Below are 17,189 nucleotides of genomic sequence, written 5' to 3' on the forward strand. Positions count from 1 at the left end.
GCGGCAGCCAGGTAGTGCTCAGTTGGCGGAGAGCTTCTGCTTCGCGCCGTCGACCCAGCTGCCCAGCTGCTTCCATGCAGCCGCGGCTGGCGAGGTGATCACCACGTCGGCGTCCGCCGTGGCCGGCTGGCCCGTGGTCAACCGCGCGCCGGTGACACCCGGACGCGCAGGGGTGCGTACCGGCGGCCGGCCGCCATTGACCGGACCATCCACCCGCGGGCGCGGCGGCGAGGCAACCGGCGGAAGGTCGACCGCTGGCGACTTGATGCGATGCCGGCGCGGCGGGGTCGTCGGCGGCGGGTTGGTCGGCGGCGGCGTCGTGCCGGCCGTGACCTGGTCGGCACCGATGTCATAGGTGGCGCCACGGATGTCCTTGTCGATGTCATTCAGCACCTGGGCCAGCGGGGTGCCGGCGCTGATCGCCGGGCTGCCCGCGGGCAGGTGGCCGGTCGCGCTCACCGAGAACGCGGCCAGCTTGCTGTTGGCGTCCTGGCCGGTCGCGGACCGCCACTGCCCCAGCGTTCCCGCCGTCGCCAGGCCACTGCCCGGGCGCGAGTCACGGAACGTGCAATTGGCATTGTGGAAGCCGTTGTAGTTGGAGTTGGCCGAGCCGCTGAGCCCGGACAGTCCGCCCAGCTCGCCGCTGTAGCGGATGTCGATGCAGTTCCCGCCGTCCTGGATGACCAGGTTGTTGACCAGCCGCGGGTTGACGCTCGACGGGCGGCCCGCCAACGGGTCCCAGTCCTGGAACGGCACGCCGAAGTACAGGGCGCCGTGGCCCTTGCGCGCCGCGTTGACGATGGTGTTGTTCGCGACCAGCGCATCCTTCGCCGCATAGAGCCCGATGCCCGCGTACTGCGTGTTGCGCACCACGTTGTTGCGAACGGTGCCGCGGATCGACTCGTAGTACTGCGGATTGAGCTGCAGGTCGAAGAACTCGGTGCTGGTGTCGAAGCCCACCAGGATGCCCGCCATGCCGGTGTTCTCGATGCGGTTGCGCTGCACCACTACGTCCGCCGCGCCGCCCTTGAAGTACAGGCCGGTGGTGGCGATGTCGTGGATGTAGCTGTCCTCGACCAGCATGCCGGAGCCATTGACGTTGTCGATGCCGTCGGCGTTCATCGCATCCGGCGACGTGCCAGCCGGGTACATCTTGCCGGTGTTGCGGATCTCGACGCGACGGATGGTCGCGTTGTTGGACTTCGGGGTGACCTTGATGCCGTCACGGCCGGTGTCGCGGATCAGCAGGTCTTCAAGCACCACGTTCTCGGCGCCCTTGTTGCTGGCCGGGCCGCCCTGGTACCAGCTGGTCTGCAGCATCACGGCGTAATAGCGCCCGCCACTGATCTCCAGGTTGCTGAGGCGGCTGCCCGAGGCACCCGGATCGATCTGGATGGTGACGCTGTCGGGGGTGTTCACGTCGCAATGGATGTGCGCGCGTTCACCCGGGTAGGAGCGCAGCGTCATCGGCTTGCGCAGGCGCACGTCGCATTCGTTGTAGGTGCCGCCGCCGCGAAGCGTGACCGTATCGCCGGCGGACACCACGCCATTGGTCGTGGACAGCACGCGCTTCACGGTACGGAACGGCGAGCCGATGCTGCCATTGCCGCTGCTGTCATTGCCGGTGGGGGATACGAACCATTCCGCGGCGAAGGCCGGGGCGGCCACGAAGGCCAGGAGAAGTGGTGTTGCGGCGAGGGCGGCGAGTGCGCGTGGCCGGCGGGTGGAGCGTTCGCGCTGAGTCTCTGGCGCGTCAGGTGCAGCATGGTGCAGGTTGGCGAGGATCGAGGTTTCCGATAAGCCTGATAACGGGCAACGGCCTTGTAAAGGCGATAATGGGCGCATGTAAAGCTCCGAAGTTTGCAGCAGCGCCCCTGTTCGCCGTGCGTGAGTGATTGAACCGCCGGCGCAGGTTAGCGATGAAGATCGCGTGAGAACGCGACCCCAATCACACTTGGCGAGCGGCAATCGGGATCATTCAGGAGTTGCAGACAGTCACCCGGTCGCGGAAACAAGAACGCCAGCGGCAAGCCGCTGGCGTTTTTGCATCGTATGGTGCGCCCGGAAGGATTCGAACCTCCGACCCCCAAGTTCGTAGCCTGGTGCTCTATCCAGCTGAGCTACGGGCGCGCTAGAAGCGGAATTCTGCAACAACACGCCAACTTCGTCAACGCTTTGAAGCTGGCGGAGAGTGAGGGATTCGAACCCTCGATGGAGTTTTAAGCCCCATACTCCCTTAGCAGGGGAGCCCCTTCGGCCACTCGGGCAACTCTCCGGGATGAAACACCACGCCGGCCTTCAGGCCGGCGTGGGAGCGAAGGATACCGGCTTGCAGCGCAGCCGGCAAACATCAATCGGCATCGCCCTCGACTTCACTCCCGGCCGCGCCCTCGCCGCCGTGGATCCGCTGGTAGATCTCTTCGCGGTGCACCGAGACATCCTTCGGCGCGGTGATGCCGATGCGGACCTGGTTGCCCTTGACGCCCAGCACCGTCACGGTGACCGAATCACCGATCATCAGCGTCTCACCGACCCGCCTGGTCAAAATCAACATGTAGGGAACTCCATGTCCCGGCCATCCAGATGGCCGGGTCGACTGAGGAGCCGTGACGTCGTCACCGCATCCAAGATGGTTCACGTAGCCCAATCATGATACCGGCCGAACAGGCCCGCACATGTAGGTCATAGGTCATGGCACGCCGCTTTTCAGACCACGTGGTCTGCTACCCACGCGGCCACGCCGGCGAGCGCATCGACCAGCGCCGCTCCGTCCGGGCCGCCGCCCTGGGCCATGTCGGGCCGGCCACCACCCTTGCCGCCGATCCGCCCGGCGATGTGGGACAGCAGTTCACCGGCCTTGACCTTGCCCAGTGCCGCGCCGCTCACGCCTGCCACCAGGCTGGCCTTGCCGTCGGCCGTTCCCGCCAGCACGACCACCGCATCGCCAAGTTGCTGCTTGAAGCGGTCGAGGGCGTCGCGCAGGGTGCGCGCATCGAATCCTTCCAGCCGCACCGCCAGCACCTTGATGCCGGCCACGTCGACTGCGCTCGCGGCCAGGTCGGCGGTGGCGCTGCTTGCCTCGCGCGATTTCATCGCTTCGAGCTCGCGCTCCAGCTTCTTCTGCCGATCGAGCAGTGCGCGCAGCTTGTCGCCGACGTCTGCGGTGGTGCCGCCGAGCATCCGCGCGGCTTCGGCCAGGCGCGACTCGTCCAGCGCGACCTGCTCCAGCGCCGCCTGCCCGGTCAGCGCTTCGATGCGACGCACGCCCGATGACACGCCGCCTTCCGAGACCAGCTTGAACAGGCCGATCTCGCCGGTGCGGGCGACATGGGTGCCGCCACACAGCTCCACCGAGCCGCCCATGGTCACGACGCGCACGCGCTCGCCGTATTTCTCGCCGAACAGGGCGATGGCGCCGGCATCGATCGCCTCGTCCATCGCCATCTCGCGGATCGCCACGCCATGGTCGGCGCGCACCTCCTCGTTCACCCGTCGCTCGACGTCGCGCAGCTCGGCGGCGGTGATCGGTTCGAAATGAGAGAAGTCGAAGCGCAGGCGGTCGGGCGCGACCAGCGAGCCCTTCTGCGCCACGTGCGTGCCCAGGCGTTCGCGCAGCGCACCGTGCAGCAGGTGGGTCGCGCTGTGGTTGAGCACGATGCTGCCGCGGCGCGTGGCGTCGACACTGCCCAGCACGTGGTCGCCGACGCGCAACACGCCGTCGCGCATGCGGCCGATGTGGCCGTGGAACTGGCCCGCGAACTTGCGGGTGTCGTCCACCGAGAAGCGCATGCCCTGCCCGTCGAGTTCGCCGACATCGCCGACCTGGCCGCCGGATTCGGCATAGAACGGGCTGCGGTCGAGGAACACGATCGCCTCGTCGCCGGCCGCGACTTCCTGCACCTGGCGCCCGTCGCGAAGCAGGGCCACGACCTCGAGGCCGCCGGCCTGCACATGGTCGTAGCCGAGGAAGGCGGTCGGCGACATCTGCGCCACCAATTCCGCCGGCAGCGTGGTGCCGCCGCCGAACTTGCCGGCCGCGCGCGCGGTCTCGCGTTGCCGGTTCATCGCCGCTTCGAAACCGGCCATGTCCACCGCCATGCCGCGCTCGCGCGCGATGTCGGCGGTCAGGTCGACCGGAAATCCGTAGGTGTCGTACAGGCGGAACGCGTCGCCCCCGGGGATGGTGGCGCCGTCGCTGCGCGCGACAACCTCGTCGAAGATGCGCATGCCCGAATCGAGCGTTTCGGCGAAACGTTCCTCCTCGGCCAGCAGCGCGCGCTCGACCAGCGCGCGCTGCGCGCGCAGTTCCGGATAGGCGTCGCCCATTTGCGCATCCAGCGTGGCCACCAGCTTGTGGAAGAACGGCTGGCGCACGCCGAGCATCCAGCCATGGCGCAGCGCGCGGCGGATGATCCGGCGCAGCACGTAGCCGCGGCCCTCGTTGGACGGCAGCACGCCGTCGACGACCAGGAAACTGCAGGCACGGATGTGGTCGGCGATCACGCGCAGCGACTTGTTGCCCGGGTCGGCGCCGGTCAGCGCGGCAGCCTCGGCGATCAGCGCCTGGAACAGGTCGATCTCGTAGTTGCCGTGCACGCCCTGCAGCACGGCCGCCAGCCGCTCGAGGCCCATGCCGGTGTCGACGCAGGGCGCGGGCAGCGGCTGCAGGCTGCCGTCGGGCTGGCGGTCGTACTGCATGAACACCAGGTTCCAGATCTCGATGAAGCGGTCGCCGTCCTCGTCGGGCGAGCCCGGTGGACCGCCGGCGATGTGCGCGCCGTGGTCATAGAAGATCTCGGTGCACGGCCCGCAGGGACCGGTGTCGGCCATCTGCCAGAAGTTGTCCGACGCGTACGGCGCACCCTTGTTGTCGCCGATGCGGATGATCCGCTCCGGCGTCAGGCCGATGGCGTTGTGCCAGATGCCGTAGGCCTCGTCGTCATCGTGGTAGACGGTGACCAGCAGACGGTCGGCGGGGATCTTCCAGACCGTGGTCAGCAGTTCCCAGGCCCAGGCGATCGCGTCGGCCTTGAAGTAGTCGCCGAACGACCAGTTGCCCAGCATCTCGAAGAACGTGTGGTGGCGCGCGGTATAGCCCACCTGGTCGAGGTCGTTGTGCTTGCCGCCGGCGCGCAGGCAGCGCTGCACGTCAGCCGCACGCACATAGCTGCGCTTCTCGGCGCCGAGGAACACGTCCTTGAACTGCACCATGCCGGAGTTGGTGAACAGCAGCGTGGGGTCGTTGCCGGGCACCAGTGGTGCCGACGGCACCACGGTATGGCCGCGGCCGCTGAAGAATTCGAGGAAATCGCGGCGGATGTCCGCGGTGGTCGGACGGGGGGAATCGATGGGGTTGGGCATCTGCGCTGGCGCTTGCGGGCTGGGGGGCGGCACCGCACCGGGTGCCGCAGGCTCCGCGCAGCGCGCGAAGGCGACATCCGGTGGCGTTCCGATACCGCTAGGTTAGCAGGCCGCACGAGGGTCGCAGCACCCAAGCCCGCCGCACGGGTTCAGTCGTCGTCGGGGTCGAACGCGGTCGCGGCGCGCACCGTATCGCCGCCAAAGCCCCGCCGGAACAGCAATTCGGCCGCCTTGCGCCGCTGCACCAGGTCGTTCTCTCGGGCTGGACCCAGCCGACGCCCGACCAGCCTGCGGGCACCGGCCAGCCAGTCGTCGTCGCCGCTTTCCGCCAGGTCGGCGAAGGCGGCCTCGATCACCTCGTCCGCCAGGCCATGGGTCCCCAGCTCGGCACGGATGCGCAGCGGTCCGTAACCCGTGGACACCCGCATCCGCGCCAGGCTGATCGCGAACCGGCGATCGTCCTGCCAGCCGCCCTCGACCATGCGCTCGATGGCCACCTCGGCCTCGTCGTCCGCGACGCCGCGCGCTTCCAGCTTGCGGCGCAACTCCTTGCGCGAATGCTCGCGGCGAACCAGCAGCCCCAGCGCCCGCTGCACCGGCGTGGGGTCCGGGCGACGGCGGCGCTTGCCGCCGCCGTCGTCCTCGCCCGGAGCCTGGCTGTCCTGGCTCACGCTGCCGTGCGAGGCCGTCAGGCCTCGGCCGCCTTGGCGCGGGACCTGGGCTTGTCCTTGGCTTCTTCGACCTCGTCGTCGGCGTCATCAACCGCCGCGGCCGGCACCGCGACCGGGGCCAGGCGCGCGCGCAGCTCGGCCTCGATGCGCTGGGCGACGGCGACATTCTCCTTGAGGTATTGGCGGGCGTTCTCCTTGCCCTGGCCGATGCGCTCTTCGCCGTAGCTGTACCAGGCGCCCGCCTTCTCGATGATCTTGGCCTCGACCGCCATGTCGATCACCTCGCCCTCGCGGCTGATGCCCTCGCCGTAGAGGATCTCGGTGATGACCTGCTTGAACGGCGGCGCCATCTTGTTCTTGACCACCTTGATGCGGGTCTGGTTGCCGATGATCTCGTCGCCCTTCTTGATCGCACCGATGCGGCGGATGTCCAGGCGCACCGAGGCATAGAACTTCAGCGCGTTGCCGCCGGTGGTGGTCTCCGGGCTCTGGCCGGGCATCATGATGCCGATCTTGTGGCGCAGCTGGTTGATGAAGAACACCATGCAGTTGCTGCGCTTGATGTTGCCGGTGAGCTTGCGCAGCGCCTGGCTCATGAGCCGCGCCTGCAGGCCCGGCAGCTGGTCGCCCATCTCGCCCTCGATCTCGGCGCGCGGGGTGAGCGCGGCGACCGAGTCGATCACCACCATGTCGACGGCGTTGGAGCGCACCAGCATGTCGGCGATCTCGAGCGCCTGCTCGCCGGTGTCGGGCTGCGACACCAGCAGGTCGTCGACGTTGACGCCGAGCTTCTGCGCGTAGGTGGGGTCAAGGGCGTGCTCTGCATCGATGAACGCCGCCACGCCGCCGAGCTTCTGGCACTCGGCAATGGTCTGCAGGGTGAGCGTGGTCTTGCCCGAGGACTCCGGGCCGTAGATCTCGATCACGCGGCCACGCGGCAGGCCGCCGATGCCCAGCGCGATGTCGAGCTGCAGCGAGCCGGTGGGGATGACCGGGACCACTTCGGCGACGCGGTCGCCCATGCGGATCACCGATCCCTTGCCGAACTGCTTTTCGATCTGGCCCAGGGCTGCTGAAAGCGCGCGCTTCTTGTTCTCGTCCATCGTGGTCGTCCTCGGATCAGGTATTCGGGATGTGTGCAGTGTGTCCGCGGCCGGTCGCAGGGGCTGCGACTTCGACGCGGGGAATCGAAACTAGCGGGCCACGCCGGGTACCGGCAGCAGCCTTGGCCCGGCTGCGCGGTGGGAAAACGCCGCCACCGGGGATCGGCGCGCGCGGGTCACGGCGCAGGCTCACCGGTTGGGCCTCACCAGCCCGCAATACAGGCCTTCGATGGCGAATTCCTGCCCCGGCTCGACCTCGATCGGCGCGTAGTCCGGGTTGCGCGGCAGCAGGCGGATGCGGTCGCGGCCGATCTTGAGCAGCTTGACGGTGATCGTGTCGTCGATGCGGGCGATGACGATCTGGCCCGAGCGCGCGTCGCTGGTGCGGTGCACGCCGATCAGGTCGCCGTCGAAGATGCCCTCGTCGCGCATCGAGTCGCCGCGCACGCGCAGCAGGTAGTCCGGTGCCGGCGAGAAGAACGCCCGGTCCATCAGCACCACCTGCTCGCTGCCGATGTCGGCGCCGATCGGCAGGCCGGCGGCCACCTGGCCGAGCACGGGCAGTTCCAGGACATCGGCGTTGCCGGCCAGCGGCAACGCGCCTTGCGCCGGCCGCGCCGCCTGCAGCACGCGAATGCCGCGCGCACGGCCCGGCACCCGCTCGATCGCACCTGCGGCCTCGAGGGCTTCCAGGTGGTACTGCGCGGCGCGCACGCTGCTGAAGCCGAAGGCGCGGGCGATTTCCGCCTGGGAGGGCGGCACGCCTTCCTCGGCGATGCGCTCGGCGATGAGGGCAAGGATGGACTGCTGGGTGTCGGTCAGTTGCATGGTTAGTAGTATTACTACTAACACCCGGCGCCGTCAACGCCACCCGCGGATCAACGGTGGTGGCTGCCCTTCCAGATCGAATAGACGATCCAGACCCCGGCGGCCGCCGCGCCGACGAAGCCCAGCACGCCCAGCGCCATGAGTCCGCGATTGCCCACGCCGCCGCCGACGCTGTTCATGACGATCGACGAGCCGATGATCAGCGCTGCGGTGATCACGCCGATCGTGAGCCGGCTGGCGGCGCGGTCGACCTGGTCACCAAAGGGCTTCAGCTCCGGCACATCGATCCGCGCGCCCACCCGGCCGCCGCGCGCCGCACGCACCAGCCGGCGAAGGTCGCGCGGCAGTTCGGCGCCCAGCTCCACCAGTCCGGCCAGTCCGCGGCGACCACGCCGGGCGAGCATCGAAGGTGCGTAGCGCCGCAGCATCACGCGCTCCAGCCACGGCTTGGCCTCGCTGGCCATGTCGAAATCGGGGTCGAGCTGGCGCGCAAAGCCTTCCAGGGTCAGGAACGCCTTGACCACCAGCGCCAGGTCCGGCGGCAGCACCAGGCCATGCTGGCGCAGCAGGCCGGCGGCATCCGACAGCATGGTGCCCATCCGCAGGTCCTTCAGCGGCACGCCGCGGTAGCGGTCGACCAGCACCGACGTGTCGGCCTGCAGGCGGTCTTCGTCGACCTCGCCGCCGTCGCTCCAGTCGAGCAGGATGTCGGCCACCGCCTCGTCGTCCTGCACGACCATGCCGTGCAGCAGGCGCGCGATTTCCAGCCTGCGTCGCTCGCCGAGGTGCCCGACCATCCCGAAATCGATCAGCGCGATGGCGCCGGAGCGCAGGAAGAAGATGTTCCCGGGGTGCGGATCGGCGTGGAACAGGCCGTCCTCCAGCACCATCTTCAGCACGATGCCGGTGCCGGCGCGCGCCAGCGCGGCGCGGTCGAGTCCGGCCGCGTCCACCGCTGCCAGGTCCCCGGCGGGGATGCCGTCGATGAAGTCCTGCACGTTGAGCCGCTCGCTGGTCCACTGCCAGTACACGCGCGGCACCACCACACAAGGGTTGTCGGCGAAGCTCGCGGCGATGCGCTCGGCGTGGCGGCACTCGGCCGCGAAGTCCAGTTCGCGCCGCAGCGACTCGCGAAACTGGCGCACCACCTCCACCGGGCGATAGCGGCGCAGGTCGGGGACCTGGGACTCCACGATCACCACCAGCCGCGCGAGCAGCCGCAGGTCTGCCTCGATGGTGTCGGTGATGCCGGGCCGGCGCACCTTGAGGATGACTGCGGTGCCATCGTGTAGCCAGGCCCGGTGCGCCTGGGCCAGCGATGCGGCGGCCACGGGGACCTGTTCGACGCGCGCGAACACCGCTTCGGGTTCGGCGCCGAGATCCTCGACCAGCTGCGGCCGCACCGCCTCCCAGGGAAGCGCCGGCACCTCGTTCTGCAGCCGGCTGAGCTCGGCGATCCAGTCCGGCGGCAGCAGGTCCACGCGCGTCGACAGCACCTGGCCGAGCTTGACGAACGTCGGGCCCAGTTCCTGCAGCGCGCAGCGCAGGCGCTCCGGCGGGCGCAAGGCGTGGCGCTCCTGCGCATGTTCCCAACGCAGCAGACGTCCGGCCCGCTCCAGCGCGCCCGCCATGCCACTGCGACGGACGAGGTCGCCGAATCCGTGGCGCACGAGGACGCTGGCGATCTCCTGCAGCCGCCCCAGGTCACGCACGCCGGCCAACCGCTCCCACATCATCCTGTGCTCCGCGTGTTCAGAGCAGGCATTCGAGGCCGCGCAGCGCCTCGCCGACCGTCTGCCGGCGCACCGCGTCGCGGTCGCCGTCGAAGTGGAACAGCTCGGCATGCGGATAGCCGCCGCGACGCTTCCAGGCGATCCACACCGTCCCCACCGGCTTGTCGTCGGTGCCGCCGCCAGGCCCGGCGATGCCGGTGACCGCGACCGCCACCGACGCACCGGAATGCACCAGCGCGCCGGACACCATCTCGATGGCGGTGTCGCGGCTCACGGCGCCCTGCTCTTCGAGCGTCTGCGCGCGCACGCCGAGCAGCGCCTGCTTGGCCTCGTAGCTGTACGCGGCGAGCCCGCAGTCGAACCACGACGAGGAGCCGGCGACATCGGTCACCGTCTTGGCGATCCAGCCCCCGGTGCAGCTCTCCGCCGTCACCAGCCTGTCGCGCGCGGCTTCGAGGCGCGCGCCAAGGGCCTGCGCAAGGTTGGCCAGCAGGGCGTCACCGGGAACATCCATTGCGTTTTCACCATGTGGAAAGCGAGCAGTATCGTCCCTGCCCACCGCGCTTGTCGCGCCGGCTTCTGTCCCCCGGCATCCGCCTGGCGGCGGATGCCTCCTCCTTGACATCGTCCTCGAGGGCCTTGGCACCCGGCGCCCAACAGAAACGGCCCGCCGAAGCGGGCCGTTCCAGTGTCACGATGCCGCGGGGTTCAGAAGTAGTTGAACCGCAGGGTCACGCCATAGGTGCGCGGCGCGCCGAGGAAGGCATTCCACGAACCGGACTGGATCGGCGCGTCGATGCCGACCTGCTTGTAGGTCTCGTCGGTGAGGTTCTGGCCCCACAGCTCGACCAGCCAGCGCCGGTTCTGGCTGCCGAAGCCCAGGCGTGCATTCACCAGCGCGTAGCCGTCCTGCATCTTCTGCACATCGAGGTCGGAGCCGGTGTTGTACTCGGACATGTACTTGGCGCCGACGTTGAAACGGCCGATGTGGTTGGCACCGAAGCCCCATTCGTACGTCACCGACGCGTTGCCCGACCATTTGGGCGCGAAGCTCATCTGGTTGCCGGGCAGCAGCGCCAGGTCGGCATCGGGCAGCAGGTCGTCGCCGTACTCGGTTTCGGCGTAGGTCAGGCCACCCTGCAGCATCAGGCCGGGCACCGAGGTCTGCCACATCATGTCGGCCTCGAAGCCCATCGACACCACTTCCGGGATCGAGCGCACCACGAAGCTCGTGCCCAGGAAGCTGTTGAGCTGGAAGTCCTTGTAGTCCTGGTAGAAGAGCGCCGCATTGAACAGCAGGTTGCCGCCGGCCCAGTCGGTCTTCATGCCGAGCTCGAAGCTGTTGACGAACTCGCCGGGGAACGAGGTGTCGTCCACCGGAGTGATGCCCCGGACGCCGCTGGACAGGCCGTTGGACGACTGCACGCGGTCGAGGTTGAAGCCGCCGCCCTTGTAGCCGCGTGCCACCGACACGTAGGTCATGACCTCGTCGGTCCAGTCGTAGGCCGCCTTGAAGGTACCGGACCATTCCTTTTCGGTCCGCGACTGCGACACGTTGCGGCCGTTGTGGGCGGCATTCGCCCAGGGCAGGCACATGAAGCCGACCACGTCGGGCGCGACCGCCGGCACCAGGCCCGCCAGCAGCTGCGCCTGGAGCGCGGGCGGCAGGCTGGCGAAGCCGTTGATCCGCGCCGCCAGCGCCCCGCCGATGCGGGCCGCCGGGTTGGCCAATGTCGCGCCACAGCCCACGCTGCCGCTCGGGTTGCTGTACGCCGAATCCAGCTCCTTCTTTTCGTGCGTGTAGCGCAGGCCCACGGTGAAATCCAGCGCGTCCGTGGCGCGGAAGGTGTTGTTGCTGAAGATGGCGGTGCTGCGCGCATTCTGGTCGTGGCGGTCGAGCGCGCCGAGGCCGGTGAAGTTGGTCCCGAAGGGCCGGCCGCTGACCTGCGACAGGAACGTCGCCGGGTTGGCCTGGTTGACGGTCAGCCCCAGCGGCGCCAGCTGCGCCGCGACGCCCGCCAGCACCTGGCTGCCGACCAGGGTCGACAGGTACGGCTCGTAGGCACTGCCGAAGCGGTACGAATCATTGCGCGTCAGGTCCTCGTCCGAATAGAACAGGCCCACCATCCAGTCGACGCGGTCGGTCGAGCCGGTCAGGCGCAGCTCCTGGCTGAAGGTTTCAAAGCGCGTCAGGGACTCGTTGTCGTCGGGGGCGCGGTACAGGATGTCCGCCGCGCTGTAGTCGAAATCGAGGCCATTGATCGCCTGCCAGTCACGGAACGCGGTGATCGAGGAGAACGTGGCGTTGTTCGCCCACGGGGTGTTCCAGTCGACCTGCGCCGACACGCCCTTGTCCTTCAGGTCCTGCGAGGTGGGCCGGTTGCTGTACGCCAGGCGCCGCTCGGGGTCCGCCACCGGGATCACGCCCTCGCCGCCCGGGGTCAGCGCGTTGATGATGGCCGCGGTGGGTCCGCGCTGGGTGGTGACCGTGACGCAGCAGTTCTCTTCGCGGCTGCTGTAGTCCGCCACCAGGTTGATGTCGACCGTGTCGCTGGGCTCGAGGAACAGTTGGCCGCGGACCGTGTGGTAGTTCTGGTCGCCGTCGTCGGTTTCCTTGCGCGGGCCGGCACCGACGCGGACGTCGTCGACGCCGTCGCGCTTGCGCTTGGCCGCGAAGATGCGGAATGCCGCGTTTTCGGCCAACGCGTCGTTGTAGGCACCGGACACGCCGAGCAGTCCGAAGTTGCCCGCGGTGATCTCGGCTTCCGCGCTCTGCGAGTAGCTCGGCTTGCGGGTGATCACGTTGATCACGCCCGCCGAGGTGTTCTTGCCGAACACCGTGCCCTGCGGGCCCTTGAGCACCTCGATGCGCTCCACCTCGCCGAGGTCGCCGAAGCCGACACTGTTGCGCGAGCGGTACACGCCGTCGATCACGATGCCGACCGACGACTCCAGGCCGGCGTTGTCGCCGACGGTGCCGATGCCGCGGATGCGCGCGGTGGTCTGCGCCGCGCTTTGCGTGCTGGTGACTGTGAGCCCGGGCACGAGGACCTGGAGGTCCTTGATGTCACGCACGCCGGTGTCGAGCAGCAGCTGCTCGTCGATGACGTTGATGACGATCGGCACGTCCTGCAGGGCTTCCTCGCGCTTCTGCGCGGTGACCGTCATGGTCGACAGGGTGGTGGGCTCGTCAGCCGTCGGCCTGGTCGCCGGGGCATCCTGTGCACGGGCCACCTGTGCGATGGGCATTGAAGCAAGTACCGCGAAAACAGCTGTCGCGAGCGCGTGGCGCCGCGGGTGGCCTTGGACCATTGGGTGTCCCCCTAACCGGATGTTGGATGAGCATCATCGACACGGATGCGACCGCCGGCATGGAGTCCATGCCGGTTGCGCGCCAGGCCAGCGTGGGGGACGGACCTGACGCTGCGGTATCGCAGCCGTGGCGCGACGCTAGCACATTTCCGGACGCATGCGTATGTGGCCGGCGAGGGGGTGAAAACGCGGTCCGTGGCGGATGCGGAGACGCCGTGGCAAAGCCCCCCGATGGCGACTGGTCCACAATAGCCTGCATGGATGCCCACACCCTGCCGACCCCGCCGGACGTGCACGCCGGCAGGATCCACGGCTCGCCGCCAAGGCAAGGCTGAGCCGCATGTCGACAACACCGGACCCCAGGACCCCATGAAGTCGGACGCAGTACCGGAACACACCCCTTTGATGAAGCAGTTCTTCGCCGCCAAGGCGGAGCATGCCGACGTGCTGATGTTCTTCCGCATGGGCGACTTCTACGAGCTGTTCCACGACGACGCCCGCAAGGCGGCGAAGCTGCTCGACATCACCCTGACCCAGCGCGGGTCGTCCGCCGGGCAGCCGATTCCGATGGCGGGCGTGCCCTACCACGCGGCCGAGGGCTATCTGGCGCGACTGGTGGCGCTGGGCGAGTCGGTGGCGATCTGCGAGCAGGTCGGCGACCCCGCCACCAGCAAGGGCCTGGTGGAGCGCAAGGTGGTGCGCATCGTCACTCCCGGCACCGTCACCGACGAGGCGCTGCTGAGCGAGCGTCGCGACACGCTGCTGCTGGCGGTGGCGCGCGGCAAGGCCGGCTACGGCCTGGCGTGGGCAGACCTCGCGGCCGGCCGCTTCCTGGTCAACGAAGTCGCCGGCGATGACGCGCTCGAGGCCGAACTGGCGCGCCTCGACCCCGCCGAACTCCTGCTCCCCGACGACGACGGCTGGCCGGCCTTCGCGACGACCCGCATCGGTCTGCGCCGGCGCGCGCCATGGCTGTTCGACGCCGACGCCGGGCGCCGCCAGCTGCTGCGGTTCTTCGCGCTGCACGACCTGTCGGCGTTCGGCATCCAGGACCGCCCGCTGGCGATCGCCGCCGCGGGTGCCCTGCTCGGCTACGTCGAGGAGACCCAGAAGCAGCGCCTGCCGCACTTGACCGCGATCGCGGTCGAATCCAGCGACGGCGCGATCGCGATGAACGCCGCAACGCGTCGCCACCTCGAACTCGACACCCGCGTCGACGGTGAACAGAAACACACGCTGCTGGGCGTGCTCGACAGCACGGTGACTCCGATGGGCGGCCGCATGCTGCGCCGCTGGCTGCACCGTCCGCTGCGCGACCGTGGTGTGGTCGGCGAGCGCCAGCACGCGGTGGCGGCGCTGCTCGACAGCGGCATCGAACGCGACCTGCGCGAGCGCTTCCGCGCGCTCGGCGACGTGGAGCGCATCCTGTCGCGCATCGCGCTGCGCTCGGCGCGCCCGCGCGACCTCGGCACGCTGCGCGACGCGCTCGCCATGCTGCCGGAGTTGCGCAATATGCTGGCGCCGCTCGATTCGCCGCGCCTCGCAGCGCTGGTTGCCGGCCTCGGCGAACACGCCGGGCAGGCCGCGCTGCTGGCCACCGCGCTGGTCGAGCAGCCGCCGGTGCTGGCCCGCGACGGCGGCGTGTTCGCCGATGGCCACGACGCGGAGCTCGCCGAGCTGCGCCGCCTGTCCACACACGCCGACCAGTTCCTGGTCGACCTGGAACTGCGCGAGCGCGAGGCCAGCGGCATCGCCACGCTCAAGGTCGGCTACAACCGCGTGCACGGCTACTTCATCGAGATCGGCAAGTCGCACGCGGCCAAGGTGCCGACGCACTACAGCCGCCGGCAGACGCTGACCGGCGCCGAGCGTTACATCACCGAGGAACTGAAGGCGTTCGAGGACAAGGTGCTGTCCGCGCGCGAACGCGCCCTGGCGCGCGAACGGCTGCTGTACGAAGAACTGCTGGATACCCTCAACACCGACCTCGAGTCGCTCAAGCGCTGTGCCGCCGCGCTGGGCGAGCTCGACGTGCTCGCCTGCCTGGCCGAGCGTGCAGTGGCGCTCGACTGGGCGCGGCCGGAACTGGTGGACGACGCCTGCCTCGAGGTCGAGCGCGGCCGCCACCCGGTGGTCGAGGCGGTGCGCGACGCGCCGTTCGAGCCCAACGACCTGGCCCTGCACGCCGATCGCCGCATGCTGGTGATCACCGGTCCGAACATGGGCGGCAAGAGCACCTACATGCGCCAGAACGCGCTGATCGTGCTGCTGGCCTACATCGGCAGCTTCGTGCCGGCGCGCGCGGCGCGGATCGGCCCGATCGACCGCATCCTCACCCGCATCGGCGCCGGGGATGACCTGGCCCGCGGCCAGTCGACCTTCATGGTGGAGATGAGCGAGACCAGCTACATCCTGCACCACGCCAGCGCGCAATCGCTGGTGCTGATGGACGAGATCGGCCGCGGCACCTCGACCTACGACGGACTGGCGCTCGCCGATGCCTGCGCGCGCCACCTGGCCGCGCACAACCGCTGCTACACGCTGTTTGCCACCCACTACTTCGAGCTCACCGCGTTGGCCGAACCCGGCAGTGGCATCGCCAACGTGCACCTGGACGCGGTGGAGCACCGTGACAGGGACGGCGCCGAGAGCCTGGTGTTCATGCACGCGGTCAAGGACGGCCCCGCCGACCGCAGCTTCGGCCTGCAGGTGGCCGCGCTGGCCGGCCTGCCCAAGCCGGTGCTGCGCCAGGCACGGGCGCGCCTGGCGGAACTCGAACGGCATGGCCATGTCGCGTCGCCGCCGCTGTCGGCCGAGACGCTCGACGCACCGCAGCAGTTCGGCCTGTTCTCGCCTGCGTCGGCGGCGCTTGATGCGCTCGCCGGCATCGATCCCGACGACCTCACGCCGAAGCAGGCGCTGGAAGCGCTGTACCGGTTGAAGGCGCTGGGGTAAACGAGGCTCCGTGCGCAGGCGGGCGGCGGCGGCGCCCTCTGCTGCCGCCGGCCGACGCAAGGCGTACGATGCGGTCGACGTACAGGAGCAGACCCCATGGCCATGTTGACCGACGACCTCCTCGCCCAGCTGCAGGGCGCACCCGCCCAGCAGCTTGCCCAGCAGCTGGGACTCACCCCGACCCAGACCTCGGGTGCGATCAACGCGGCCCTGCCCCTGCTGCTCGGTGCCCTTGGCCGCAATGCCAGCCAACCGCAGGGTGCGCAGGCGCTGTACGGCGCGCTGCAGAAGGACCACGCGGGCATGGACATCGGCAGCGTGCTGGGCGCGGTCCTCGGCAGCGGCGGAGCCGGCCAGGGCGGCGCGATCCTCGGCCACATCTTCGGTGGCGGCCAGCAGCGTGCCGAAGCGGGCGTGGCCCAGGCCACCGGCCTCGGCCAGGGCACGGCCGGCCAGCTGCTGAAGATGCTCGCGCCGATCGTGATGGCCTACCTCGCCAAACGCGCGATGTCCTCCGGGCAGGCGCAACAGAACGACGGCGCCGCAGCGCTGGGCGACATGCTCGGCCAGGAGCAGCAGCAGATCCGCCAGGAAGGCGGGCTTGGTGGCGGCCTGCTTGGCGCGGTGCTCGATCAGGACGGCGACGGCCAGCTCGGCCTCGGCGACCTCGCAACGCTCGGCGGGCTGTTCGGGCGGAAATAGACGGGTTGCCGGCGCGCCAGTGGCGTTTCCTGCAGCTCAGCTCAGGTCGATGTCGCCAAGCGCCCGGATCAGCCGGCGCGCGCGCTTGTCGGGGCGATGCTCCGGCGCGCGGTAACCGGCCTGCGCGTCGCGGCGTGCAAGGCGCGCCTCGTCGCGCGCCTTCAGTGACGCATCGTCCTCGCGGTACAGGGCCTGGGCGACCGGAGCGGGACCGCGCGAGTCCGTCAACGCCGCCACCTCGACCACGAACACCTCTTCGCCGCGGGCGATGCGCAGGCAGTCGCCTACCCGCACCGCGCGCGAGGCCTTGGGCCGCTGCCCACCGAGCTCGACCTTGCCGTGTTCGACCGCCTGGCGAGCCAGCGTGCGCGTCCTGAAGAAACGCGCAGCCCACAGCCAGACGTCGATGCGTATCGACGCAGGAACACCGGCGTTGGCAGTGGGAGCGGTCGTTGCAGGCATCCGTGGATTCTAGCGCCGCAAACGCGAACGGCCACCTTGCGGTGGCCGTCGTGGGTCGCGCC

General features: G+C 69.4%; 12 protein-coding genes and 2 tRNA genes. 2 read left to right on the plus strand and 12 right to left on the minus strand.

Features of this window, described 5'->3' with window-relative positions:
• Nucleotides 1-18: 18 nt before the first annotated feature.
• The 11 genes from H5368_RS04935 to H5368_RS04985 all read right to left on the minus strand — a co-directional run bounded on the left by H5368_RS04935 (nt 19) and on the right by H5368_RS04985 (nt 12,945).
• Nucleotides 19-1,668, minus strand: a complete 1,650-nt coding sequence (locus H5368_RS04935; RefSeq protein ID WP_182821926.1) for a right-handed parallel beta-helix repeat-containing protein — start codon at nt 1,666-1,668, stop codon at nt 19-21.
• 385 nt (nt 1,669-2,053) lie between these two features.
• A tRNA-Arg gene (locus tag H5368_RS04940) sits at nt 2,054-2,130 on the minus strand.
• Between the two features lie 52 nt (nt 2,131-2,182).
• A tRNA-Ser gene (locus tag H5368_RS04945) sits at nt 2,183-2,275 on the minus strand.
• A gap of 75 nt (nt 2,276-2,350) precedes the next feature.
• Nucleotides 2,351-2,554 (minus strand): carbon storage regulator CsrA, encoded by a 204-nt coding sequence (csrA, locus tag H5368_RS04950; protein ID WP_182821928.1) that lies wholly within the window; start codon nt 2,552-2,554, stop codon nt 2,351-2,353.
• Between the two features lie 152 nt (nt 2,555-2,706).
• A complete protein-coding gene (alaS, locus tag H5368_RS04955; RefSeq protein WP_182823765.1) occupies nt 2,707-5,349 on the minus strand; it encodes an alanine--tRNA ligase in 2,643 nt (880 codons plus the stop codon).
• A gap of 161 nt (nt 5,350-5,510) precedes the next feature.
• Nucleotides 5,511-6,032, minus strand: a complete 522-nt coding sequence (locus H5368_RS04960; protein ID WP_182821930.1) for a regulatory protein RecX — start codon at nt 6,030-6,032, stop codon at nt 5,511-5,513.
• A 17-nt stretch (nt 6,033-6,049) separates the two neighbouring features.
• Entirely contained in the window at nt 6,050-7,135 is a 1,086-nt protein-coding gene (gene recA, locus H5368_RS04965) for a recombinase RecA (protein WP_182821933.1), read from the minus strand.
• Between the two features lie 189 nt (nt 7,136-7,324).
• The gene (lexA, locus tag H5368_RS04970; protein ID WP_182821935.1) at nt 7,325-7,963 is read right to left on the minus strand and encodes a transcriptional repressor LexA; all 639 of its coding nucleotides are present in this window, start codon (nt 7,961-7,963) and stop codon (nt 7,325-7,327) included.
• Between the two features lie 50 nt (nt 7,964-8,013).
• Nucleotides 8,014-9,696 carry an AarF/UbiB family protein gene (locus tag H5368_RS04975; protein WP_182821937.1) on the minus strand — a complete coding sequence of 561 codons (1,683 nt, stop codon included), beginning with the start codon at nt 9,694-9,696 and terminating at the stop codon, nt 8,014-8,016.
• Nucleotides 9,697-9,715: 19 nt separating this feature from the next.
• Entirely contained in the window at nt 9,716-10,210 is a 495-nt protein-coding gene (locus H5368_RS04980) for a CinA family protein (protein ID WP_182821939.1), read from the minus strand.
• Between the two features lie 194 nt (nt 10,211-10,404).
• Nucleotides 10,405-12,945: a TonB-dependent receptor gene (locus H5368_RS04985; RefSeq protein ID WP_182821941.1), complete on the minus strand. Its 2,541-nt coding sequence runs from the start codon at nt 12,943-12,945 to the stop codon at nt 10,405-10,407.
• A 432-nt stretch (nt 12,946-13,377) separates the two neighbouring features.
• On the opposite strand from H5368_RS04985, the gene mutS reads away from it, so the two are divergent.
• On the plus strand, nt 13,378-15,963 hold the full coding sequence (gene mutS / locus H5368_RS04990) for a DNA mismatch repair protein MutS (protein WP_182821943.1): 2,586 nt from the start codon (nt 13,378-13,380) through the stop codon (nt 15,961-15,963).
• Between the two features lie 96 nt (nt 15,964-16,059).
• Nucleotides 16,060-16,665, plus strand: coding sequence for a DUF937 domain-containing protein (locus tag H5368_RS04995; RefSeq protein ID WP_182821945.1), 606 nt, complete (start codon nt 16,060-16,062; stop codon nt 16,663-16,665).
• Nucleotides 16,666-16,701: 36 nt separating this feature from the next.
• Here H5368_RS04995 and H5368_RS05000 read toward each other — a convergent pair whose 3' ends face one another.
• Complete coding sequence (locus H5368_RS05000; RefSeq protein WP_182821947.1) at nt 16,702-17,127, minus strand: S4 domain-containing protein; 426 nt, start codon at nt 17,125-17,127, stop codon at nt 16,702-16,704.
• Nucleotides 17,128-17,189: the final 62 nt, after the last annotated feature.

It is taken from the genome of Luteimonas sp. MC1782, assembly GCF_014164605.1.
Lineage (GTDB): Bacteria > Pseudomonadota > Gammaproteobacteria > Xanthomonadales > Xanthomonadaceae > Luteimonas.

Bases quoted from the DNA above. Each gene is read 5' to 3' on its own strand.
- mutS (WP_182821943.1), top strand. From the start codon at position 13,378: ATGAAGTCGGACGCAGTACCGGAACACACCCCTTTGATGAAGCAGTTC.
- csrA (WP_182821928.1), bottom strand. From the start codon at position 2,554: ATGTTGATTTTGACCAGGCGGGTCGGTGAGACGCTGATGATCGGTGAT.
- H5368_RS04985 (WP_182821941.1), bottom strand. From the start codon at position 12,945: ATGCCCATCGCACAGGTGGCCCGTGCACAGGATGCCCCGGCGACCAGG.
- recA (WP_182821933.1), bottom strand. From the start codon at position 7,135: ATGGACGAGAACAAGAAGCGCGCGCTTTCAGCAGCCCTGGGCCAGATC.
- H5368_RS04975 (WP_182821937.1), bottom strand. From the start codon at position 9,696: ATGTGGGAGCGGTTGGCCGGCGTGCGTGACCTGGGGCGGCTGCAGGAG.
- lexA (WP_182821935.1), bottom strand. From the start codon at position 7,963: ATGCAACTGACCGACACCCAGCAGTCCATCCTTGCCCTCATCGCCGAG.
- H5368_RS04995 (WP_182821945.1), top strand. From the start codon at position 16,060: ATGGCCATGTTGACCGACGACCTCCTCGCCCAGCTGCAGGGCGCACCC.
- H5368_RS04980 (WP_182821939.1), bottom strand. From the start codon at position 10,210: ATGGATGTTCCCGGTGACGCCCTGCTGGCCAACCTTGCGCAGGCCCTT.
- H5368_RS05000 (WP_182821947.1), bottom strand. From the start codon at position 17,127: ATGCCTGCAACGACCGCTCCCACTGCCAACGCCGGTGTTCCTGCGTCG.